General features: G+C 46.6%; 17 protein-coding genes. 11 read left to right on the forward strand and 6 right to left on the reverse strand.

Going from position 1 to position 23,521, the window contains the following annotated elements; genetic code table 11:
* Positions 1-216: 216 nt before the first annotated feature.
* From EYO21_02905 to EYO21_02915, 3 genes are read left to right on the forward strand one after another with little or no spacing between them, the layout of a single operon-like run.
* On the forward strand, positions 217-2,148 hold the full coding sequence (locus tag EYO21_02905; GenBank protein HIB02760.1) for a sodium:solute symporter: 1,932 nt from the start codon (positions 217-219) through the stop codon (positions 2,146-2,148).
* A 10-nt stretch (positions 2,149-2,158) separates the two neighbouring features.
* A complete protein-coding gene (locus tag EYO21_02910) occupies positions 2,159-2,587 on the forward strand; it encodes a hypothetical protein (GenBank protein HIB02761.1) in 429 nt (142 codons plus the stop codon).
* A gap of 49 nt (positions 2,588-2,636) precedes the next feature.
* Entirely contained in the window at positions 2,637-4,043 is a 1,407-nt protein-coding gene (locus tag EYO21_02915) for a hypothetical protein (GenBank protein ID HIB02762.1), read from the forward strand.
* Here EYO21_02915 and speB read toward each other — a convergent pair.
* Together speB and EYO21_02925 are read right to left on the reverse strand one after the other, a co-directional pair.
* Positions 4,040-4,843 carry an agmatinase gene (gene speB / locus EYO21_02920; GenBank protein HIB02763.1) on the reverse strand — a complete coding sequence of 268 codons (804 nt, stop codon included), beginning with the start codon at positions 4,841-4,843 and terminating at the stop codon, positions 4,040-4,042. The two genes, EYO21_02915 and speB, sit on opposite strands and share 4 nt — an antisense overlap.
* 23 nt (positions 4,844-4,866) lie before the next feature.
* Positions 4,867-7,164, reverse strand: coding sequence for a hypothetical protein (locus EYO21_02925; GenBank protein ID HIB02764.1), 2,298 nt, complete (start codon positions 7,162-7,164; stop codon positions 4,867-4,869).
* Between the two features lie 56 nt (positions 7,165-7,220).
* Here EYO21_02925 and EYO21_02930 point away from each other — a divergent pair, with 56 nt between their 5' ends.
* From EYO21_02930 to EYO21_02940, 3 genes are read left to right on the forward strand one after another with little or no spacing between them, the layout of a single operon-like run.
* On the forward strand, positions 7,221-8,090 hold the full coding sequence (locus EYO21_02930) for a cyclase family protein (GenBank protein ID HIB02765.1): 870 nt from the start codon (positions 7,221-7,223) through the stop codon (positions 8,088-8,090).
* Complete coding sequence (locus EYO21_02935) at positions 8,035-9,207, forward strand: hypothetical protein (protein HIB02766.1); 1,173 nt, start codon at positions 8,035-8,037, stop codon at positions 9,205-9,207. Before EYO21_02930 ends, EYO21_02935 begins: the two co-directional genes overlap by 56 nt.
* Positions 9,204-10,400 carry a reductive dehalogenase gene (locus EYO21_02940; protein ID HIB02767.1) on the forward strand — a complete coding sequence of 399 codons (1,197 nt, stop codon included), beginning with the start codon at positions 9,204-9,206 and terminating at the stop codon, positions 10,398-10,400. The genes EYO21_02935 and EYO21_02940 overlap by 4 nt, the downstream gene beginning before the upstream one ends.
* A 37-nt stretch (positions 10,401-10,437) precedes the next feature.
* On the opposite strand, the gene EYO21_02945 is transcribed toward EYO21_02940, so the two are convergent.
* Complete coding sequence (locus EYO21_02945) at positions 10,438-11,595, reverse strand: M20/M25/M40 family metallo-hydrolase (GenBank protein ID HIB02768.1); 1,158 nt, start codon at positions 11,593-11,595, stop codon at positions 10,438-10,440.
* Complete coding sequence (locus EYO21_02950; protein HIB02769.1) at positions 11,595-11,894, reverse strand: Dabb family protein; 300 nt, start codon at positions 11,892-11,894, stop codon at positions 11,595-11,597. The genes EYO21_02945 and EYO21_02950 overlap by 1 nt, the downstream gene beginning before the upstream one ends.
* Positions 11,895-12,000: 106 nt before the next feature.
* On the opposite strand from EYO21_02950, the gene EYO21_02955 reads away from it, so the two are divergent.
* Together EYO21_02955 and EYO21_02960 are read left to right on the forward strand one after the other, a co-directional pair.
* A complete protein-coding gene (locus tag EYO21_02955; protein HIB02770.1) occupies positions 12,001-12,234 on the forward strand; it encodes a PspC domain-containing protein in 234 nt (77 codons plus the stop codon).
* A gap of 42 nt (positions 12,235-12,276) precedes the next feature.
* On the forward strand, positions 12,277-15,897 hold the full coding sequence (locus EYO21_02960; GenBank protein HIB02771.1) for a 5-oxoprolinase: 3,621 nt from the start codon (positions 12,277-12,279) through the stop codon (positions 15,895-15,897).
* A gap of 17 nt (positions 15,898-15,914) precedes the next feature.
* Here the strand turns inward: EYO21_02960 and EYO21_02965 are convergent, their stop codons facing one another.
* The gene (locus tag EYO21_02965) at positions 15,915-16,730 is read right to left on the reverse strand and encodes a phytanoyl-CoA dioxygenase (protein ID HIB02772.1); all 816 of its coding nucleotides are present in this window, start codon (positions 16,728-16,730) and stop codon (positions 15,915-15,917) included.
* Positions 16,727-17,536, reverse strand: coding sequence for a 2OG-Fe(II) oxygenase (locus EYO21_02970; GenBank protein ID HIB02773.1), 810 nt, complete (start codon positions 17,534-17,536; stop codon positions 16,727-16,729). The genes EYO21_02965 and EYO21_02970 overlap by 4 nt, the downstream gene beginning before the upstream one ends.
* Positions 17,537-17,739: 203 nt before the next feature.
* Between EYO21_02970 and EYO21_02975 the strand changes: the two genes are divergently transcribed.
* From EYO21_02975 to EYO21_02985, 3 genes are read left to right on the forward strand one after another with little or no spacing between them, the layout of a single operon-like run.
* Positions 17,740-19,047: an amino acid permease gene (locus EYO21_02975; GenBank protein HIB02774.1), complete on the forward strand. Its 1,308-nt coding sequence runs from the start codon at positions 17,740-17,742 to the stop codon at positions 19,045-19,047.
* A 46-nt stretch (positions 19,048-19,093) separates the two neighbouring features.
* Positions 19,094-22,201 (forward strand): amidohydrolase, encoded by a 3,108-nt coding sequence (locus EYO21_02980; protein ID HIB02775.1) that lies wholly within the window; start codon positions 19,094-19,096, stop codon positions 22,199-22,201.
* The gene (locus EYO21_02985; protein ID HIB02776.1) at positions 22,198-23,520 is read left to right on the forward strand and encodes an imidazolonepropionase; all 1,323 of its coding nucleotides are present in this window, start codon (positions 22,198-22,200) and stop codon (positions 23,518-23,520) included. Before EYO21_02980 ends, EYO21_02985 begins: the two co-directional genes overlap by 4 nt.
* The last annotated feature ends 1 nt before the right edge of the window (position 23,521 follow it).

The raw sequence follows: 23,521 nt of genomic DNA on the forward strand, positions 1-23,521 counted from the left end.
GCTTATCTGGCTTCATTCGTAGGAATGATTTTCGCCTACTTGCATTACAAGAAGAATAAGCACAAGGATACCTAATTTCATGACGGTAACAGTTGTCAGAATTGGAGCACCCATCCTGGGTGTTATCATCCCCGCAATTATACTGTGCCTCTCTTTTTTCCTTACTTACCTACTTATAAAATACTTTGCCAGAAACCAGCAGGAAGATTCAGAGACATGATCACTTTCCAGTTCCTCGATTGGCTCTGGATCGTGCTCTTTGTGGCGCTGATGATCTTTTTTGGTGTTTATTTCTATCGGATGGGAAAACGATCACAATCCGATTTTTTTCTGGCGGGTAGGGGATTGCCATGGTGGCTACCTGCCTCTTCCGTGTATGCCACTCACACAGCTACGGATACCCCGATTTGGGTGGCAGGTGTCGTTTACAAATATGGTTTTGCAGGGCTTTGGTACGCCTTTTTCTCCGCATGGTGTGCCATTAGCGCTTTTGTTTCTACCAGAATATTCAGGCGATCTCTCGCTTACAGTCAGGCTGAGTGGCAAGGTCTCCGATTTGGTGGCCTTGGCGCTGAGCTACTACGCGGATGGCTTGCCGGATGGCAGGTGTTTATGAATATGTTCATCCTTGGATGGGTAGGTATCGCCATGGGAAAACTGTGTCAAATGATTTTTGGTTGGGAGATTTGGATAGGCCTCTTCGTTTTCACAACACTAGGGGCAATATACGTTCTGTCATCGGGTTATTGGGGCGTGGTCATGGCCGATTTTCAGCAAGGTGTTATTGCTTTTCTCATTATTGTGATCGTATCGATTTGGGGAGTGGTAGCTGCTGGTGGTCCCGATGAAATTATTTCAAAACTTGGATCTTACAACAGTAGCGTTGAATGGGAAGTTCCAAATGACTGGAAAGATCAGCAGGCAATAATCCGTGTTTCCGATGTTGAAACTGGTAAACCTATTGCTCAAAATAGTGAATCATTTGCTATCGCAAGTCGGATTTCTCAAGATGCACAGTCTCGCCTAGAATCACGCGCCACAACCTTAATTAAATCCAAAGAAACAAACACCGGTGAAATCCTTTTTCCAACGAATATTAATGAACTACAGGCGGGAGAAAAATATACCATTGTTTGGGCCGTTGACGATTCTTACAAGCGTCTGAACGTAGATGCCAGTGTGAATGGCGGTGCATCGTGGTCTCGTGTAGCCTCTCATCATTTTAATGGCCAGTCCTGGCGGTTAAACTTTTTCAGCTTCACAGGTATGTTCGAAGGACAATTTCCGGTAGCTTGGTTCATCACCATGATGATCATCGCCCTTATCGGCGGTTTTGGCATGGGAACCTCCATCGATTGGTATCCTGAAGCACAACGTATACAATCGGCAAAAACGGTAAAGGATGCTTCTTACGCCATTTGGGCAGGTTCCGCCCTTGTCCTGATCCGAAATTCCATTTGGGCAGCGGCTATCATTGGGTTCTTTGTCTTATATCCTGGCATCGCAAAGAGCGGTGACTATGAGATGGCATGGTACAGGATTGGATTTGAGTATTTGCCGGTGGGACTCGTCGGTTTCCTTTTTGCTGGAGTTCTTGCTATTCACCTTTCCACTGTTTCTACACACCTTAACCTGGGAGCCTTGTATGCCACCCGTGATTTTTATCACCATTATGTAAATCCAAAAGCCACCGAGGCAATACTGGTAAAAGTAGGCAGAATTTCCACGTTTGTAATTCTCCTCGGTTCTTTCGTTTTCGGTATCATTATAGGTGAAGAGATTACCGCCTGGCTCATTTTCGCCCTATGGATCATGGCGGCAGGTGTCTGGCTTCCGAATATCCTCCAGGTGATCTGGTGGCGATTCAATTCCTGGGGTTACCTCTCAGCATGGATGGCCAATCTCGGCCTCAGCTGGCTTGTTGTCTGGATCCTCCCCCGATTCGGTGTGATCCCTGCTTTGCCCGATTATCTCCAGTTCTGGATATTAATTGTGCTCAATGCAATAATTTACCTGCCAGTTACCTTTATGAGTGAACCCGAAGATATGGATCACCTAGTCGCCTATTACGTCATGTCTCGTCCTATCGGTTTCTGGGGTCCCATTAGAAAAGAAGCTGAACGCCAGGGACTGATTTCTTCAACCTGACATCGGGGAAATGAAATCAAACCTCATTCTCTACCCTCTTATCGCCATGGCGGCCCTCACATTTTTCGTCACCGCCCACCTTTATTTAGTACAGAAAAGAGCCATAAAGAAATGGGATGTCAAATACGGTTTTTTCAAGACTTATGAAGGCGACAGGCCGGAGTATCTGCAAGCTGCACGAGATCACTATAAGAACATATTTCAATTGCCTATTCTATTCTACGTCTGGACTGGTATTCTTTTCATGATGGGAAATGTTGACACGTTAGATCTGTCCCTCGCTTGGCTATTTGTAGCTTCAAGATATCTTCACAGCGGTATCCGGATTATCGATCATACAAAACTCTTACACAGATCATCAGTTTTCATCGCGGGCTGGTTCGTTTTGCTTTTTGCCTGGGGGAAATTGCTTTTCGATCTATTATTCTCTTATTCTTGAATAGATCCCTTACTCCTCTTTCTTTCGGTCTTTATTGTCCTCAGAAAAAATGATCGCTGAACAACAAAAAGCAGACATCCCTAAACGGACACAATCCTTTTGGAAACTTGCTGGTCCCGGTGCCGTCCTGGTAGGGCTTTCCATAGGCGCTGGAGAAATTATTATCTGGCCAAGGATTATAGCGGAATTTGGAGCCAGTATGGCTTGGGCAGCAGTGCTGGGTGTTTTTCTTCAATTGTGGATAAATATGGAAATTGGGCGGTGGACAATCGCTACGGGTGAGACCCCGTTTATGGGATTCTCCCGAATCTGGATCGGGTTTGGACCTCTTTTCATACTTTTAACTGCTCTTGGAAGCATTGCTCCAGGCTGGGCAAGGGCTTCGGGCCTTGCACTGAAAGCACTAATTGTCGGCCCAACAGGGTTGGGTTCAGACACTTTATGGACAGTTATCACATTTGGACTCATTGCAATTATATTGTTTGGTCCTAACATCATTTACCAGTCTGTAGAGCGAACTGTTGAGGCTCTAATCGTTATTGTTACTCTTGGACTTATTGCTGTAGTTATTGCAATCGGGTCCGCTGATGTCTGGAAAGAACTGGGTAAAGGAATGCTCAAAGTTGGCTACCGTGATCCAAATATTTCAATAAAGGTTCTTTTCAGTGCAATGGTGTTTGCCGGTGCCGGCGGAGTATACAATCTCTTCTATGGGTTCTATTTAAGGGATAAAAATATTGGAATGGGAGGTAGGATAGCTAAAATGACTAATCCTATAAGAGGTAAAATTGAAGCAATCCCCTCCGTTGGATTTCGTTTTGAGGATACACCTGAAAATAGGAAAAGATTTTCCGATTGGTGGGATTATGTCAAGAAAGATCAGATACTGTTCTTTTGGGCACTTAATACTGTTACATTAATTCTCTTCATGTTCGGTGCCTTGGCAGTGTTACATCCCCAGGGAATTGTTCCTGCACCAGGCACTCTCATTTGGGATGAAGCTGTGGCCTTGGGTGAAGTTTGGGGAAATGCTGGCCAAGTAATTTTCCTTATTGTCGGATTTGCTACCCTTTTTGGAACTCAACTGGTCGTACTTGACGGCGTCAGTCGCACCTTCGCTGATATTATTTATACTAATGTGGCAAAGGCTCGTTCACGCAATGTGGGATGGTGGTATATGATCTTCTGTGGTGGGTGGATGATTCTTGGATGTCTACTCACCTTTATTATGGAACGCGTCGGTGTCTCTGATCTAGGTTTTATTTTTAACGCTGCTTACCTCGGTGGTTTTGCCATGGCAATATATGTCCCATTGCTGCTTTATCTTAATAAGCGATATCTTCCTAAATCAGTTAGGCCAGGAATTTCTGCAACCACCATGATGATCATTGCCTCTCTGGTTTATATTGGTTTTGCAATTAGTTCGATTATCTGGGAAGTGACAAGTCGACTTTAGTTCGCCACCATTTTCCCAGCTATTTCTTTCACCATTTTTGCCGCTACCGTCGCAGTCATCCCGTTAAGGTCGCGTCGTGGATTCAATTCAACCACATCGGCACCAATAATGGGTGCATTGATATTGTGAATGATACCTATAACGTCCCTAACTGATAGACCGCCCGGTTCATGATGGGAAATACCTGGAACAAAGGCAGGATCGAAAACATCCAGATCCAGAGAGATATAGACTGTGTCATCACTGCTTAAGCCAAGATTAGCGGGCATCTCAGGTAATTGATATAACTCCACTCCAAACTTTTCTGCCTGCTGCCGCTGGTGATCATTGGCAGTACGTATGCCGATCTGAATCAACCGATCTGTCAGACTATCTTCCATGATTCTTGCAAATGGACAGGCGTGAGAGTAACGGTCATCCTCAAACTCATGGTAAAGGTCTGGGTGGGCATCGAAATGAATGATTATTGTTGGCCTATTCGATTCAACGACCGCTTTCACTAACGGATAAGTGATTGAATGATCACCACCAAGAAAGAGAGGGATGGCACCATCAGACAGCTGCCTTGTTGCTTCTCTTTCAATTTGAAGGTAACCAGCCTCACTGTTTTCTATTTTCAAGTCAACCACTTCTTTGAAGCCATTCACACTGTCCAGATCAATCCCAGTTTCACTGAAAAGGTTGGAGGCACCGGAGAAGAGTTCTTTTCGAATAGCGGAAGGACCCTCAGCTGGCCCGGTTAGAAAAGAAGATTTTGCATCAAAGGGAACACCCACAAGAGAGATCTGTTTTTCAAGCATGAGATTCTGAAAACAACGACTTGCTACAGAGAGGAAAGTACTTTCCAGAGGCGCCAGTTAGCACGCCTAGCAATGTCCGGCCAGTCGCTGCCCGGAAGAAGAGGCGGAAGTTTTGAGGAGGCTTCCTGATCCCACCTGTTTCCGGCGCCGGAAAGATCCCAAAGGAGATCGACTCCATCAAGGCCCAGCTCCACCACAGAAGGATCAGGATCTAAACCGTTATTCTCCAGTATGTTGTCGTGTATCCAGTTTCGATCAGGAAGTGGATCTACATCATAAATGGCGCCTTCACCGAAAACAATATCAAGTTCCACCATGCCGATACCGGTGGTGTTGTTTCCCCTGATCTCGTTATAAGCCACCTCAACTTCATCAGCAGCCATTACGAGTATCCCTGTCCCGGAAGGGACAAGACTCACGATAGCACCTTCATCACCAAAGTTTTCATGATTATTGTCGTAAACTCGATTGTTAACAACTTTACAGTTAAGCGAAATCTTGGAAGGATTGTTGGGAAGCAAGAAAACAAGGATACCAGCGGTGTTATTGTAAACCTCATTATTTTCCACCACGGCGTCAACTGAGTTTTCAATTTCGATACCTGCGACATTTCCGTACGCAACACAATTGCGGACAATAATATCTCTTGATTGACCTACATAAATGCCAGCGTCCCGTACCTTCGTCACCTCGCAGCGCTCAATGGTAACGCCTACACACTCCACAGGATAAACGCCATAAAGTCCCGTTTCGTAAAGGTAGAGATCACGAAAAGCAATATTAGTACCACCGTTAATCATTAGGCCGTTAGCAGTGTAGTTCCGGACAGCAAATTTCCGGATTTCAATGTTGCTCCCAGAGCCAACCATCCCATCCGTGAGAACATGTTTTCCATCTAGAATAGGTCGCTGCCCATCTTCTTCTTCACCCAAGAGAGTAATACCAGAAATATCCATGGTCAATGTTTCGTGATAGATTCCAGGCTTTACCAGTACCGTATCACCTGATTCAGCAATGTCAATAGCATCCTGAATGTATTGCCCCTCATTGACCGTAATAACATATCCCTTTCTCTCAAATACAGTCCTTGGTCGCTCATTAGGCCTTTTGGAAAAAGCTGCAAGTTCGGGTGATTGGTTTTCCAGTGGTGGGACAACATCAAGCCCTGAAGGAACTGACTTGGGAATCTCCGGCTTTGCCGACTCATCTGTTAGTGAATGCAGAAAAGCAATAAGGTCAGATCGCTCTCTTGGGGTAAGAGTAAAGCTTCGAATTTTGTCATCTACATTGGGTACATCCAGTCCCAAACCAGGACCACCTCCCCCGGAATAGAAATCGAGAACTTCATCCAGAGTCTTGAAAACACCGTTATGCATATAAGGTGCTGTAAGGGCAACATTGCGTAACGTGGGAACTTTGAATGCACGATTATAATTCTCGCCTTCAATTTCGCCTCGACCTAAATCTGGCGCTAGCCCTTCCAGATCAGGCACGCCCACAACCTTGAAATCTGGATTCGCAAATGTTGGAATGTTGTGACATTCAAAACAGCGGGTTTTCAAAGAACGAAAGACATTAAGTCCGCTGCGCTCCGCATCTAACAAAACTGTTCTTTTACCTCTGGCATAACGGTCAAAGCGTGAATTGTTGGAAATGATGGTTCGTTCAAAAGCAGCCACTGCATAGCTCACATTCTGAAACGTAACGCCGGGAACTTTACTTCCCCCAAAAGCGCGATCAAACATCCGCACATATTCTGGTATAGCTTTTAGTTCTCTCACAAGTTCATGGGGGTCTTGCGCCATTTCAGTTTTATCCTGGATAGGATTCGTGGCCTGATCCTCAAGATCGGCTGCCCGGCCATCCCAGAATTGACGGTGATTGAACGCAGCGTTCCAAATCGTTGGTGAACCCCGGCGAATGATTGCACCGCCCATCCGTTCTGGTCCAATGCCACTTCCACCCATTCCCATGGACTGCCCTCGATTATCCGAAAAACCGAGATCGGGATGGTGACAATGAGCACAGGAGATATCGTTGCTTCCAGAAAGGATAGGGTCAAAAAAGAGCAATTGGCCAAGTTCTACTTTTTCTCTGGATTGAGGATTATCCTCTCTCATAGGCATTTCGGGAAAAGGACGATCAAGATTACGGCTCTCCCTTATTTGAGCAAACAACTCATCCCCCTGACCTTGATTTGCAACATCAAAATCCAAAGAACCACCCGATGGGACATCAAGGCCAGGCAGAGGTAAATAGATAAAGGAAAGAAAAAGGAGAACGATCAGGGAAAGTGCTACGCCAAAAGAGTCGCGTTTCATTTAGGGATGGATAAAGTGTTTAATCCAGAAGGAGTTTAATAGTTAACTTTCGGACGGTGAAGTGGTTTTTTCCCTTCTCCGCTTTTGAAATCTATCCCATGCTCGATCAAACCAAAATCCAGATTGGCCATCGGAAATATGAGGTGAAACTTGAAGAAGGAATCTCTATTGCAATCCAACTTGATTTTCAAGGTGATCAACCCCGGTTTTTTGAAAGTGAGAATGCCCATTCGATCCCTGTACAGTCTGGAGGCTTTATTGGTTCGGTTCAAGCCGGCGGAAGCTGCAACGTGGATACCATAACCGCTAATTATCACTGCAATGGTACCCATACTGAATGTGTTGGACACATATCCGAAGATCAGGTCTCAATTTCCAACATTATTGATAACAGCCTGATTCCAGTCACACTTATCTCTATGGACGCTTCAAAGATCGGCGATGAATCATACCATGTTTCTACAGAAAACAATGATTACTTACTGACGAAGTCTTGTCTGACCCAAGTTCTCGAAAATGCTAATACAGATTTCCTGAAGGGGCTCGTCATCCGAACTCTACCCAATGAAACCTCAAAAAAATCACACAATTACTCCGAGAAATCGTTTCCTTTCTTTACGAATGAAGCCATGCATCACATCAGAATTCTCGGCGTTCGCCATCTGCTGGTGGATACGCCCTCCGTGGATAGAACAGATGACGGCGGAGAGCTTGGAAATCATCGGATCTACTGGGGCGTATCTCCCGGTATTTCCAAAATCGATTCTCAAACTTGTTCTAAAAGGACAATTACAGAAATGATTTACACTCCCGATTTGCTTCCGGATGGCTGTTATCTAATGAACCTTCAGCTTCCCGCTTTCGTTTCTGATGCCGCTCCCAGCAGGCCAATCCTCTACCCTGTTAATAAAGTCAATGATCACTGAATTGCTTAAAAGATTTTCAGTTGATCAAGAACGTGGTTTTCTTCCCAATCCCGATCCTCTTCTAGCACTTCATCCACTGTTTGAGGTGTGGGATGAACTCGGGGCGGAGATGCCATCCCTGCTTGCCAAAGGCAATTTTCGCTTAGCTGTGGAAAATCTCCCCTTAATCCACGCTGATAAACTTAAAGATGACTCTGAGTTAGACAGGGCTATGCTGTTGTTGTCCATGTTTGCCAATGCCTATATCAGCTGTGACCCAGACCCGGTAAGAAAAATCCCCTTGGCTCTTGCTGTACCGTTGTCTGAAGTGGCGGCTAGGTCCGGACGTCCTCCTATTGCAAGCCACGCCTCAATCGTATTAAACAACTGGCGTCGCGTAAACCCGAAAGGTCCCATTGAGCTGGAAAACCTTAGAACTGTTCAGAACTTTTTAGGAGGACAAGACGAGGAATGGTTCTTTCTCACAACAGTTGCCATTGAATCCCTCGGTGCCCCTGCTCTTTCTGCTGTTCTGGATGGACTGGAAGCTGCTGCCTCATCTAATAACAAAAATTTCGTTGATGCCATAGAACGGATTGGAAATGCTATAAACAATTGTACCAACGTTCTGGACCGTATACCGGAAAAATGCGCGCCTCATATCTTTTATTCTCAGATACGCCCCTTCCTGGCCGGATGGCCAGAGGAAGGAATTATTTATGAAGGTGTGAGTGACGAACCAAAAGTTTATATTGGCGGAAGTGCGGCACAAAGTTCACTTTTGCAGTCTATCGATGCGGCGATGGGAATTTTTCATCCTCATGCTGATTCGGGACCTTTTCTGAAGAAAATGAGAAAATACATGCCACCCGCCCATCGTAAATTCATTGAATACCTTGAAACGCAACTTTCCTTGAAAAAATATGTTGAGCAAAATGAAAGCCGTGAGTTGAATGATGCACTCAATAGTTGTATCAGTACGCTGGACAGTTTTAGAAAGAAACATATGCAGATTGTTGTCCACTACGTTCTTGATCAAGTCAAAGATGAAGAAAATGTCATTGGAACGGGGGGTACAGAGTTTGTCGCCTTCCTATCTCGAACCAGAGCCGAAACTTCGGAGAACTTAATTTCATGAACTCGTTTGAAGGAAAGTGTACCACTTGCCCCGGTGGGTGTGCTACCGATGAAGATGCAGGTTTCATGATCACAGAACAATTCGGGCCATTCAATCAGAAAAACGATATTTTCAACCGTTCCTTCTGGGACCCGTCAATTCACTCAGAAAAGACAGAACTTTTTTATGAATCGTATCGTAAACCGCTGGAAGAGTGGCGCCACGTGGATGGTTATGATCAGAAAGATTTTGCTCTCCGTAATGCTGGCTGGTACGTGGCTGATTTTTTCGCCGAACGGCTGGAGAATGAGGACCGCCGGGAAGGATTTCTGGATTACCTCACCTCCCAAAGGGAGGGTGCTTCAGAACAGCGAAATGTTGAATCTCCTGAGGCTATGGCAGAAGAAGTAAAGAAAGCCGCCAAACTTTTTGGTGCTGATCTTGTGGGCATCACTTATCATGATGAACGGTGGGTCTACACGCACAAGTATAGTCGAGACCATGAAGACGAGAAAGAGATGGATCTTCCGGATAATTTCGTTTCTGTAATTGTAGTATGTCATGAGATGGACCACGATTTGCTGGAGACCGTCCCATCAGCTCTAAGTGGAACAGCAACGGGCGTTGGCTACTCTCAAGATGCTATCACACTTCTTGCCCTTGCTCAGTATATCAAGAATCTCGGTTACAATGCCGTGGCCAGCATGAACGATACGGCTCTCAGCATTCCTCTAGCTATTAAAGCCGGGTTAGGAGAATACGGCCGTCACGGGCTTTTAATTACACCAGAACTTGGTCCTCGTCTTCGTATCGGAAAGGTTTTTACTGATCTTCCTCTTGCACACGATCGCCCGAAACGGTTCGGCGTAAAAGAATTTTGCGAGATATGCCGACGGTGTAGTGATGGTTGTCCGACGAAAGCTATTCCATTTGATGATCCATCAGAACGTATCTACAACAGTTCCAATATTAGTGGTATCAGAAAATGGACAGTGGATGCGGAAAAGTGTTTCGACTTCTGGGTGAAGCAGGTGACCGACTGTTCCATCTGCCTCCGCGTCTGTCCCTACAATCGTGATTATCCCTCCTGGGTAAACCGCCTACGGTTTCGACTAATGGGGTCGTTCCTCCGCAGCTTTATGCTATGGCTGGACAACACCTTGGGAGGCGGGAAACGAAAAACGCCCAGATGGTGGTGGGAGAAAAAAGATTAACATCTTTACCGCAAAGAATGATGACTTACCAGATAAATCAGACGGCCTCAGACATTCCAAGTATTACTGTTTTCACCGTCTCATAAACGCGATGTAAACTTCTAGCGCTCACCCATTCATCGATGGCGTGAGCACCATGTCCAATGGGACCGAAAAGGACTGAGGGGATACCCGCTTCAGAAACCAGTGCCGAATCAGCCCAGTAGGACATGCCCGTGAGGTATGAAACAGGTGACGCTTTCCTCAATCGTTGGACAATTTCAGTGGTCTCCAAAGTTTCCATAGGCGGACGGGCGAACAGCTTTTTCGGCTCAACTCTATGCTTCCCAGGATAGTTTTTCGCCGTGGAAACAATTCGCTCATATTCTTTCTCCAGATCGGCATCTAATTCTCCCGGAAGAATCCTTCGTTCCCAATCTAGCCTTGATTCGGCTGCGATAACTGGAAGATTAGTTCCACCCATTAATGTCCCAACATGAAGCGAACTGTGTCCGAGATAGGGGTGGGCATCTTTTGCATACAATTTTTTCTCCACTTCTGAAATTTCTTGAATCACAGCTCCAAGTGGAAAAATTGCATCGATTCCTTCCTCAGGACGAGAACCGTGGGCAGCTTTCCCCTCAATAACTATCTCATACCAGGCAAACCCCTTGTGACAGATGCCAATAGACTCTTCTGTAGGTTCCAGAATGATGGCGGCAGTTGGTTTTTCCTTTAGCGTTGGAAGCCAATCATTCATGAGGTGTTCCATCCCTATGCTCAAATCTTCTTCATCGCACACAAAAGTCAGATGGACATCACCCGGCGGTGGCTCCTTCGCAAAAAACTTGCCAAGAGCAAGCATGACAGACACACTACCTTTCATATCATATGTCCCTCTGCCATAAAGTTTGTCACCATCCCGGCGGAGCTTAAATGGATCATTCATCCCCTCCACACCCACAACATCCACATGTGCATTCAATATGAGACTTGGTGCACCCCTACTCCCAGAAATTGTACACACCACGTTGGTCCGTCCAGGAGCAACTTCTTGAGTCTCTGGAATAAACCCCAATGAGGAAAGAACACCGGATATATTATCACAAACAAAAGCCTCACCAGGGCCCCCTTCCCATTTGGGGTTTACTGAATTAGAAGCCACCAAATCAGCTAAAAATTCTTCAATACATTGTTCTAACGAAAAATCAACCATCACAACTCATAGTCCACCACTCGGACTTCCTCTGTCAACGGCTGAAGTAAAGCCACAACTTTCAAGTGCTCAGGATGATCCTGATATTTTTTCAGCTTTTCCATGGATTCAAACTCAGATACAAGAACCACATCAGAGGCACGTTCTGACGGATTCACATTGATGCCTACTTCCAATGCTTTGATTTCTTTGATCAGATCAGGAAGTTTAATGATCTCAGTCTTGATCTTAGAACCACTATCATTTTTTGTCTTCCCCTCAATCTTCTTTAAACGCCACATAACAATATGCTTAATCATTGTGTCTCCTGTCATTTGTTGGTGTTTGTGAAGGAAAGTGAAGTTAGGCCACCACGAGGTGAAACTCAATTAACAACCTTTTCGCTTTTTATGTATTAATTATGACATGAAAAGATTTTATCGAAACAGAGACGAAGGAAAATCGGCCAGTGTCTGTGCCGGTATAGGTGATGACTTTGATGTCAATCCCATACTGATCCGACTGCTATTTTATTCCTCGGTTCTCTCGTACGGGATTAGCATCCTTTTTTATTTAATCACCGGGATAAAATTCCTGAACAAACAGCCTCAACAGAAGACAATCGAGTCTCGAACTTCCTTCCTGTTTACTCGTTGCTGATAAGGTAGATTTTGGCCCATTATGAGTCGAGCTGCAAAAAAGATGTGGTTTTTCGCCATCGATCGTGGCGGAACATTTACCGACATCATCGGTGTTGATCCTGAAGGAAAGACCCACAGCCTGAAGCTCCTTTCGCTGTCAAAGGAGTATGCCGATCCCGCTATTGAAGGAATTCGGCGAATGATGGAAATCCCCGCCGAAAGTCCAATCCCTGAAGATAAAGTGAGTCGAATACGAATGGGCACCACCGTGGCCACCAACGCACTTCTGGAACGAAAGGGTACACCAACTGCACTGTTCATAACAAAGGGCTTTAGTGACCTTCTGGAGATCGGCAATCAAGCCCGGCCTGACCTCTTTGCCCTTGCTGTAAAAAAGCCAGAGCAACTTTATAGCAATGTTAGAGAAGTAGATGAACGTCTAGACCACGAAGGAAATGTGGTGAGACCTCTAGATGAATCTGTTTTGAGAAAAGATTTGGAGGAGGTCATGAATAGCGGTATTACATCTCTTGCTATCGTGCTCATGCATTCATGGAAAAATGGAGTTCACGAATCTCGTGTTGCCGAAATCGCCCTTGATATCGGATTTGACCAGATCTCAGTTTCTCACATAATCATGCCGCTCATCAAAATTGTTGGACGGGGCCAAACAACAGCAGTTGACGCTTACCTCAGCCCTGTTGTTTTTGAGTACATACAATCGGTGGAAAAGAAGACAGGCGATATTCCTCTTGATTTTATGCAGAGCTCAGGCGGCATGACCGATGCCCACAACTTCAGGGGAAAAGACGCCATCATGTCAGGCCCGGCAGGAGGTGTTATTGGTGCCGCGGCAGTTGCTGAGCTAAATGGGATCGGTGAAGCTATCGGTTTTGACATGGGAGGCACTTCCACAGACGTTTCTCGCTATGGTGGTGAATTTGAAAAAGTATTGGAAATGGAAACAGCAGGTATACACTTTCAGACTCCTAGCCTAAAAATCAACACGGTGGCTGCGGGCGGCGGCTCCATTCTTTGGTTCGATGGTCAAAAGATGCGCGTTGGTCCTGAATCAGCAGGAGCTGACCCCGGGCCGGTCTGTTACGGTAAAAGCGGCCAGCTTGCACTCACAGATGCCAATCTCCTCCTTGGCCGACTGGTGCCGGAATATTTCCCCAAAGCTTTCGGTAAAACTTACGATCAACCGCTGAATGAAGTAGAAACACGAAAAAGTTTCAAAAAGATTACCGAACAGATTAACGTCGCACTCGACAGAAACCTTTCACCAGAAGATGTGGCCCGGGGTTTTATCCGAATTGCCAATGAGACCATGGCTTCGGCAATTAAAGAAATATCAGTGGCCCGGGGTTTTGACGCACGGACACACGCCCTTGTCTGTTTCGGTGGTGCCGCCGCACAGCATGCTTGCGGTATTGCCCGGATTCTGGACATAAAAAAGATGATCATCCACCCCATGGCAGGGCTTCTTTCCGCCTACGGTATTGCCATGGCCGATCAGTTTCGCTACGCCATCCACTCCATAGTGACGCCTTATGATAAGAATATGCTCCGAAAATTCGAAATTCAGCTTAATGAAATGGCCGCACCCTTGGTGGAAGAAATCCTCCAATATGGAATATCTAAGGACAATATTGAGGTTAAAAAGTTTCTCGATCTCAGGCCACTTGGCACAGACAACTATCTCACCATTCCACTGGGCACATATGAAGAAACAGTGGAAATGTTTTCTATACTCCACAAGCAACTGTTTGGCTTTGACCCCACCACTGAATTGGAACTTGTCAATTTGAGGATTGAGGTGAACGGCAGGGAACATCATTTCGAAGAAAGTCTATCTCAGTCCCACGCCAGAAGTAAGCCCAAGCCGAGGGGTACCGTAAAAGTCACATTCGAAGAAAGCGATAATGAAACACCGGTTTACCAGGTGGTTGATCTTCATTTAGATTCATTCATTGAAGGACCGGCCATCATTACAGAGGAGTTTTCCACCACAGTTGTGGAACCAGGATTTTCAGTCGAGCTCAACAAATACGGTCATATTATTCTGACTCAAGATACAATTTCAGAAGTCTCTGTAGGACCGGAAAGAGACCCCATCATGCTGGAAGTATTCAATCATCTTTTTATGAGTATTGCTGAACAGATGGGTTATACACTGATCAACACAGCTTACTCGGTTAACATCAAAGAGCGTCTCGATTTTTCGTGTGCTATCTTTGACCCTGAGGGCAATCTTGTGGCCAATGCTCCTCACATGCCTGTCCACCTTGGTGCCATGAGCGAATCGGTGAAAGAGATTATTGTGGCCAACAAAGGATCCATGAAACCGGGGGATATATATCTAATGAACAACCCTCATCGAGGCGGTTCCCATCTTCCCGATTTGACGGTCATTGCACCCGTTTTCGCTGATGGGAAGAATCCCATCTTCTACACTGCCAGCCGAGGACACCACGCTGATATTGGCGGCACAACTCCCGGCTCCTTGCCGCCGTTTGCGACATCCATCCACGAAGAAGGTGTGGTTATTGACAATTTCTGTCTCATTGAAGATGAAGAACTCCGGCTGAACGAGCTCATAAGCCTGCTGTCTGATAACGACTACCCGGCACGGAATCTTGATGAACGCATTGCTGACGTCAAAGCACAGATGGCAGCGGTAAACAAAGGAATCATGGAAACTGAAAAGCTCATCAAGAAATACGGACTTGAGACTGTCCACGCTTATATGGATCACGTTCGAGACAACGCAACTGAGTCAATGAAAGCCGCATTGTCAGTATATCTCGGTGATAAGGAGAAATTAGATCTTGAATTCAAGGATCATCTTGACAGTGGAGACACGATCGCCGTACGAATTTCCATTGAAAAAGGAGACAATCCTCCGCACACTTGCAGGGCCATAGTCGATTTTTCAGGAACCAGTCCTCAGATGAAAGGAAATCAGAACGCGCCTGTGGCAGTGACCAAAGCGGCGGTTCTATATGTTTTCCGGCTCATGATCGATGAGGAAATCCCACTTAATTCAGGCTGTCTTGAACCGATTGAGATCATCATCCCTGAAGGATGCCTGCTGAGACCTGAAGACACAGCAGCTGTGGTGGGAGGCAATACGGAAACGTCTCAGAGAATAACGGATGTACTCATAGGTGCTCTTGAACTTGCCGGCGCATCTCAGGGAACTATGAACAATTTTGTTTTCGGTTCAGAGGATGGTTCGGGAAAGCAGTATTACGAAACCATAGCTGGCGGTTCAGGAGCGTGCAAAGGCCACAACGGCGCTTCAGGTGTTCAGATACATATGACCAACACTAGAGCAACCGATCCTGAAGTTCTGGAACATCGCTTCCCTGAGATCCGTTTGGAACGTTTCGGGCTGCGGCAAAGCTCAGGCGGTGACGGCCTATACAAAGGTGGAAATGGAACCATACGCAAAGTCAAATTTCTGAAGAAACGGAAAGTCTCAATCCTTTCCGAGAGACGTAAATATCCGCCCTACGGCATGGCTGGCGGATCGTCGGGCAAATGCGGAAAGAATTGGCTAGAAAAAGTGTCAGGTGAGTTGGAACCTCTTGCCGGTAAGGTAGAACGAGTGGTGGAACCAGGTGAAACCATCATCATAGAAACACCTGGAGGGGGTGGTTATGGTAAGCCTGAATGATCAGATAATACGGTGGACTAGCGCGACCGGCTTAATAGCGGCGGGAAAAGTGGATGATCCATAGAAGCTCCGGCCGGTAACTCATCTTTCAAACCTGGAAATTCAGGAGATGTTTCCCATAATCGAGGAGAATGAACAACATCATCTCCGATTAATCGGACAGAAAAAACTCTTCTTCGCTCATTCCCTTGAACCCCGGCCGCGGCGTGCAGGGTAAGCATATGAAACGCTACCGCATCGCCCGGTTCAAGGGCCCAGCCAAGGATCTGAAACTTTCTCCGGTCCGCTTCGATGTCGGGAACCTCATTCATTGACCCTTCGGGGAACCATTTTGCTTCTTCATCCATAAAAGTGCGCGGCATGAGCCATCCTTTACGATGCGACCCTGCCACGAATTCCAACGTCCACTCCCGCTGTACAGGGTCCACCGGAATCCAGAAACTGACATTTTGAAATCCGTCAATGTTGTAGTAGGGCTGGTCCTGATGCCATGGCGTCCGCTGCATGGTGCCAGGTTCCTTTACCAGCATGTGATCGTGAAAGAGGCGTACTTCTCTTGACTGCATTAATTGAGCTGCCACTGCTGCTAAGTTGCTTTCCTCGATGAAACGCCTGTATGTAGGATTGTCCTGCCAGGTGCAAAAGTCTTCCATGAACCATCCAGGATCATCAGAACTGCTGGCCACTTTAGATCGCCAGCTGGGAGCAGAAATATTAGCTTCAATCCCTTCCACCAAGCACTCAACCTCTTCAGCGGAAAAAAGTTCACGGATCACCACAGCACCATCTCGACTGTAGTTTTGAATATCCTTATCTGTTACTTCATAACTCATACTGAAGCAGTTCTGCCATAGAAAAGCTTCTGGACTTCAGGACTGTTGCAGACACCAGGTTTGTCTTTGAAACAGAGGGTTGCTACATACCTAGTTACGTTTCCCACCACTGGAGTGACACGGTGCAATTGGAAATAACCGGCAAAGAGGAGTAAGGTTCCTGCTTCAACTGGCAAAGTTTGAATTCTATCTTCATTCCCCGATAATACATCATTAAGTGACACATAGTCGTTCCAATCTTCTCCACGCAGATCAGTGATATACTGGAATTCTCCCCCTTCCAGAGGTTTTTGAAGAATGACTGTAGTAGTCACAAGTGACTCATCAAAATGCCAGCCATGGTTCTGACCATTATTCATCACATTTACAGTAAGAGCTGCCATAGGATCAGCCATCCGGTACATTTTTTTTTCTCCCAGTACAGCTGTAACAAAGTGAAGAAGCGGATCCCATTCATAGAGAGTTCTTAGAGCATCACCCTGTTCTATGTTATCATAAGCTAAGGAGCCCAGAGAGGTCTTTTCATTTTGACGTCGGGGATGATCTTCAGGAAAAGATATGTCATCTTCCTCAAGAAAAACATTGTGAACTTCATTACAGGAGTAGGCCTTTGGAGCTGCTCGATCTATTTCAGCAACTATTTGAGTAATAGCTTCCGGCGTTAGGAAACCGGGAAGCATACTGGCTCCATTCCTATTCAGATCCTGCTGACATTGTGAAACAAGATCCAGATACGATGTTGAAGCAGGAGAATGAAGAGGATATTTCCTAATATCAATAAGATTTTTTTCTTCGAAATTGACCACGGTTAATCCATTCAGAATCGCACGATTTTAACTTAAGTAAGAGTCCCATTTCTTAAAAGATAATTCATCTGGGACAACTAAATTCCACGGCGGGGGGATAAATTCCTCTTAACTCCTCAAGACAAAATCCATTGATCTCATCAACTCATAAAGAGAATAAACACGAAGGTTTAGTCAGAAAATTGGGTGTTTTTGATTCTTCTATGATAGTCATTGGTGTCGTTATTGGTTCGGGAATCTTCATGACCAGCGGCATTATGGCTGAGTCGCTTCCTTCACCCGCCCTGCTGCTTCTGGCGTGGATAGTGGGAGGTCTCCATGCGCTCGCAGGAGGGCTCACTTATGCCGAACTTGGCGCCGCCATTCCAAAAGCGGGAGGCCAATACATTTACCTCCGCGAGGCATTCGGGCGGTTGCCGGCATTCCTCTTTGGATGGGTGTCTTTCACTGTCTACCTCACTGGAGCTGTGGCGGCAGTCGCTGTTGCCTTCGCCGCTTACGCCTCAACCTTTTTCCCATCCATCTCCCCGAACAATATTATTATTACATTTCCCATCACAGTCTCGGCTGGACAGGTGATTGCCGTTGCAATGATTACACTATTCTCAGCAGTGAATTATATTGGGCTCGGTGTCGGGAAAACCGTCCAGAATGTCATCACTGTTATCAAGATCGCCTCAATTCTCATCTTTGTCATGGCTGGCCTGGCTATCGGTACAGAGACGCCTGACCTCAGATTGTCATTTCAGTTTGACGGCTTCAACTCTAAGATCGCTTCATTCGGAGGCGGGCTGGTAGCTGTCTTCTGGACATTTGGCGGATGGGAATATGTCACAGCTGTAGGGGGCGAAATTCGAAATCCGCAGAGGACCCTGCCCCGGGCACTTTTGATCGGAATTACGACGGCTACAGTACTGTACCTTCTATTGAACATCGTCTATTTACGAGCGCTCCCGATGGACGAGATGGCCGGTGTTGTGACCATTGGCGAGACTGTTGCTCATGTGCTCTTCGGTTCATTAGGGGGACGTCTTATGGTTGTCGCGATCATTATTTCCGTCCTGGGCGCACTGAACGGAGCAATACTCACAGGTCCGCGAGTCTATTATGCCATGGCGCAGGACGGTCTGTTTTTCAAGCGAGCGGCTGAGATCCATCCCCGTTATCATACGCCCGCAAAGGCAATTGTTTATCAAGCCGTCTGGGCGTCTATCCTTACACTTTCAGGCACATTCGATCAGCTCATTACATTTGTGGTTGTAGTTAACCTTATCCTCTGGATTGCCGGCGCAGCCGCTGTCTTTGCTCTTCGCAAGAATCGCCCCGAGCTTCCGAAACCATACAAAACATGGGGATACCCATGGGTTCCTGCTTTGTTTATCATTTCCTCGATATTCTTCGTTCTTGCTGCCCTGTTGGATGCGCCACAGGAAGCCCTTGCCGGTATCAGCTTAATGCTACTGGGGTTACCGGTTTACTTCTACTGGAACAGGCCAAAAAATGACGGCTAGTCTATCTATCATTCCTTAACTTTGCTTCTTCGTAAGTAAAATCATAATGTGGGGTGAAACAACGATGAAATCGAGACTTCCCTTAACCGCCTTTTTTCTCATATTCTTTTGCTTTTTTGCTACAGCAAAAGGACAGGTAAAGCCGATTGATCCTGGCCAGACCATTCACCATAAAACGCCGAAGGTTTTTGTGCTGAAAGGAGCTACCATCGTTCCTGAACCGGGTAAGGTGATTGAAACCGGTGAAATTGTCATTCGGGATGGCCTTATCGAATCCATGGGTAAGAGTGCAAAAATCCCGGCCGACGCTTATGAAGTGAACCTTTCAGGCAAAACCATTTATTCAGGTTTTATCGAAAGCTATCTTGAAAGATCAGATAAAAAGACCCCAGCAATGGGTCGTCGGCCTCAGCAAAATCAAGCTGAAAAACCCACCGCAACGGCCACCTCTCATTGGAATCCGAAAGTCAAGCCTGATTTTTCTGTACTGGAACAATATGGCTTACCGGAAAAAGAAGGTGAAACCTTAAGAAGCATGGGCTTTACAACAGCTCATCTGGTGCCCGGTTCAGGAATCTTCCGAGGACAGTCTGCACTGATCCATCTTGGGAACTGGTCGCCCGGCTCTGTTATCAGGGAAGCCGGCCCGGTGCAGGCTATCGGTTTTGAGTATGGCACCTGGAGCGATCCTACTTACCCCAACTCTCTTCTGGGTGCGGTGGCGCTGACACGTCAGACATTCTACGATGCAAAGTGGTACAAAGAGGCGTGGAAAACGTACGGGCGGTTTCCAGAGACCAATGATCAGCCAGAAAAAGACCGGGGGCTTGCGGCCTTAAGTACTCATATGGAAAATAAAGGAGCAATCCTGTTTATGACAGGCGAGGAGCTGGGATCACTCAGGGCTGGAAAAATCGGTAAAGAATTTGATCTAAATGTCTGGCTGAAAGGGAGCGGTTACGAATACCGGAGATTAAAAGAGATTAAAGCGTTAAACAGTTTTGTAGTCCTACCCATTAATTTCCCGAAGGCGCCGGACGTGAGCACGTGGGAAACAGCACTTCAAGTCTCCAGTGAAGAACTCCGGCACTGGGAGATGGCACCTGACAATGCCTACAAACTTGCCAAAGCGAAAATTCCGTTTGTCCTCACCACCAGCGAACTTGAAGACAAAAAAACGTTCAGAAACAATCTTATAAAAATGGTTAAAAGAGGTTTTTCAAAAGATGAAGCGCTGGCTACTGTTACAACTATACCGGCAGAACGCCTCGGTCTTTCTGAAGTTTTGGGAACGCTGGAAAAAGGAAAGATTGCAAACCTTGTGGTAACTGATGGTGACTATTTCGATAAAAAGACTCGTGTAGAATCAGTCTGGATTGAAGGGGTAGAATATCCAGTCATCACAGAATCGGAAGCCGATGCCCGAGGGACCTGGACTATGCAGTGGAGATACGACGACGAAGTGCGCATCGATTCACTAAAGATCACCGGCGAACGAACAAAACCACAAGGCAAACTAGCCGGCGATGAAATGACTATACCACTCAAATCAGTGACGCTCTCTTCCAACAATATGTTCAGTTTTGCGATGAAGGGTGATACTCTAGGCATGGATGGCATAATCCAGTTTTCCGGATCTATCAAAGGAGACTATGCCGAAGGTCAGGGACGGACACCTACCGGTGGTACCCTCAGTTGGTTCGCCAGACGGGTAGCTCCTTATGAAGAAAAAAAAGGGGAGAAAGCAGAGACTCAGGAAAAGACCAGTACACTGGTGGTTCGCTATCCCGAAGGAGCTTTCGGCTTTGAGAAGATGCCCTCTCAGCCCGAACTGATTCTTGTAAAAAACGCCACAATCTGGACCATGGGACCACAAGGCGTTATGGAAAACAGTGACCTTCTGATAAAAGACGGTAAGATCTGGAAAGTGGGAAGGAACCTTAGTATCTCTCCCAAAGCGAAAAAATCGGTTATAATTAATGCACAGGGAAAACATGTAACGCCTGGCATCATCGATTGTCACAGCCATACCGCTGGATTTTCGATCAATGAAGGAGCACAGTCTGTCACGGCAGAGGTGCGGATTCAAGATGTGATCAACAGCGATGACATTAATGTCTACAGACAACTTGCCGGCGGTTTAACAACAGCTAACGTACTCCACGGCTCCGCCAATCCCATCGGTGGACAGAATGCCGTTATCAAACTCAGGTGGGGATCAGCCCCGGATCAACTTCTGTTTGAAGGTGCACCGAAAGGGATCAAGTTTGCTCTTGGAGAGAATGTAAAGCGGGAACGGAGCTGGGGTCGGTATCCTGAGACGAGGATGGGCGTGGAGCAGGTCATCCGCGATGCATTCACCGCTGCTGCCGAATACAAGGCAAAAAAAGCGTCTCGAGGCGGTGGAAAAGGAGGCAAACTGATCCCGGTTCGCCGCGATCTTGAACTGGATGCTCTGGTGGAAATCCTTGATGGCAAACGGCTGGTTCACAGTCACTCTTACAGGCAGGATGAAATCCTCATGCTAGCGAGAGTATCTCAAGATTTCAATTTCAGGATCGGCACCTTTCAGCATGTACTTGAGGGTTACAAGGTTGCGGAAGCCATTGCGGAAGTGGGGGCCGGCGCTTCCACATTTTCTGATTGGTGGGCTTACAAATATGAAGTGATAGATGCCATCCCTTACAACGGTCCGCTCATGGAGAAGGTAGGCGTAGTAGTCTCATACAACTCCGACAGCAGTGAACTGGCGCGACGCCTGAACACAGAAGCTGCAAAAGCCGCCAAGTACGGCCCTATGTCCAAAGAGGATGCCTTCCGGTTTGTGACAATTAATCCTGCAATTCAACTCGGTATCGATAGCAAGGTCGGTTCGCTGGAGACCGGCAAAGACGCTGATTTCGTTATATGGAACGGCGATCCCATGTCTATGTATACCGCTTGCGAACAAACTTGGATTGATGGCAAAAAGTATTTCGACCTGACCCGGGATAGAGAAATGAGAGCTAAAAGGAACGAAGAGCGAAATACTCTTATTCAGAAAATACTCTCCTCAGAAGAGGATAAAATAGAAAAAGGTTCCGGTAAAGGCCGACAAATGAGAAGACCTGGAGAAGCGGAATCTTACAGCTGCGTGGAAGGAGAACTGCGATGAGAACAACAATAACTACTTTACTGCTTACGGTTATCACTGTTTCCATTTCCTCGGATCAGGTGCCAGCACCTCCGCAGACACACCCCATTTTGCTGATGAACGCAACCATTCATCCTGTCTCAGCAGATGAAATACGGCGTGGCGCTATTCTTTTCGAGAAAGGGGTTATCACTGCCATAGGCCGAAGGATAACCAATCTGCCGGATAACACAGAAACCATTGATCTCCAGGGAAAACATGTTTATCCTGGTATGATCGCCGCTGCCAGTGTGATCGGTTTAACCGAAATCGGCGCCGTGGCTGTAACCCGGGACTTCGCGGAACGTGGTGATGTCAATCCCAATGTGAGAGCCGAGGTTGCCTACCACCCCGATTCTGAAATCATCCCTGTTACCCGCTCAAACGGCGTGTTGTTAGCTCACTCCTGCCCCACAGGTGGACTAATCTCAGGTACATCAGCGGTCATGATGCTGGATGGCTGGACGTGGGAAACTGCAACACTAAAAGCACAGACGGGTCTCCACATTAACTGGCCCAACATGGGCGCGATTAGTTCCAGAAGATTTCGTAGAAGTGAAGAAGAGGTGGCAAAACGTCGAGAAGAAGCGATGAAAAAACTGGATTCAACCTTCGAAGAAGCTCAACGTTACCTTGTGGCAAAAGAAGCGGCAAATCAGTCAGGTAGGATTGAACTTGAAACTGACCTGCGCTGGGAAGCTATGCTCCCCGTGCTGCGTAGGGAAGTACCTGTTTTCATGCATGCCAGCGAGGTAAGGCAGATTGAAAGCGCTGTAGAATGGGCAAATCGTCACAACCTGAAAATGGTCATTGTGGGAGGGTATGACGCCTGGCGCGTGGCGGACTTACTGAAGAAGTATGAAATACCGGTAATCTATGAGACGGTCAATTCTCTCCCCCGCAGGCGTTGGGAAGATTTTGACACGCCATTCACCGGCCCACTTAAACTGTATGAAGCAGGTGTAAAGTATTGCATATCCATGGGAACGGGCGGCGCATCCAATCACCGGAACACTCCCTACGAAGCTTCCAAGGCCGCTTCATACGGACTTCCCAAGAATGAGGCTTTAAAATCAGTTACGCTCTACGCTGCTGAAGTGTTGGGCATCGCTGACAAAGCAGGCTCTCTTGAGAAAGGGAAAGATGCCACACTCATGATTACAGACGGCGATCCGCTGGAGATTACCACCCAAGTAGAGCAGGTTTATATCCAAGGGAAAAAGATAGATATGAGCGACCGTCATAAAGTCCTCTACGACAAGTATAAGGAAAAGTACCGGCAGCTGGGGAAAATCAAGTAGT

The sequence above is a fragment of the Candidatus Neomarinimicrobiota bacterium genome, from assembly GCA_012964825.1.
In the GTDB taxonomy this organism is placed as follows: Bacteria; Fidelibacterota; Marinisomatia; order Marinisomatales; family S15-B10; genus UBA2125.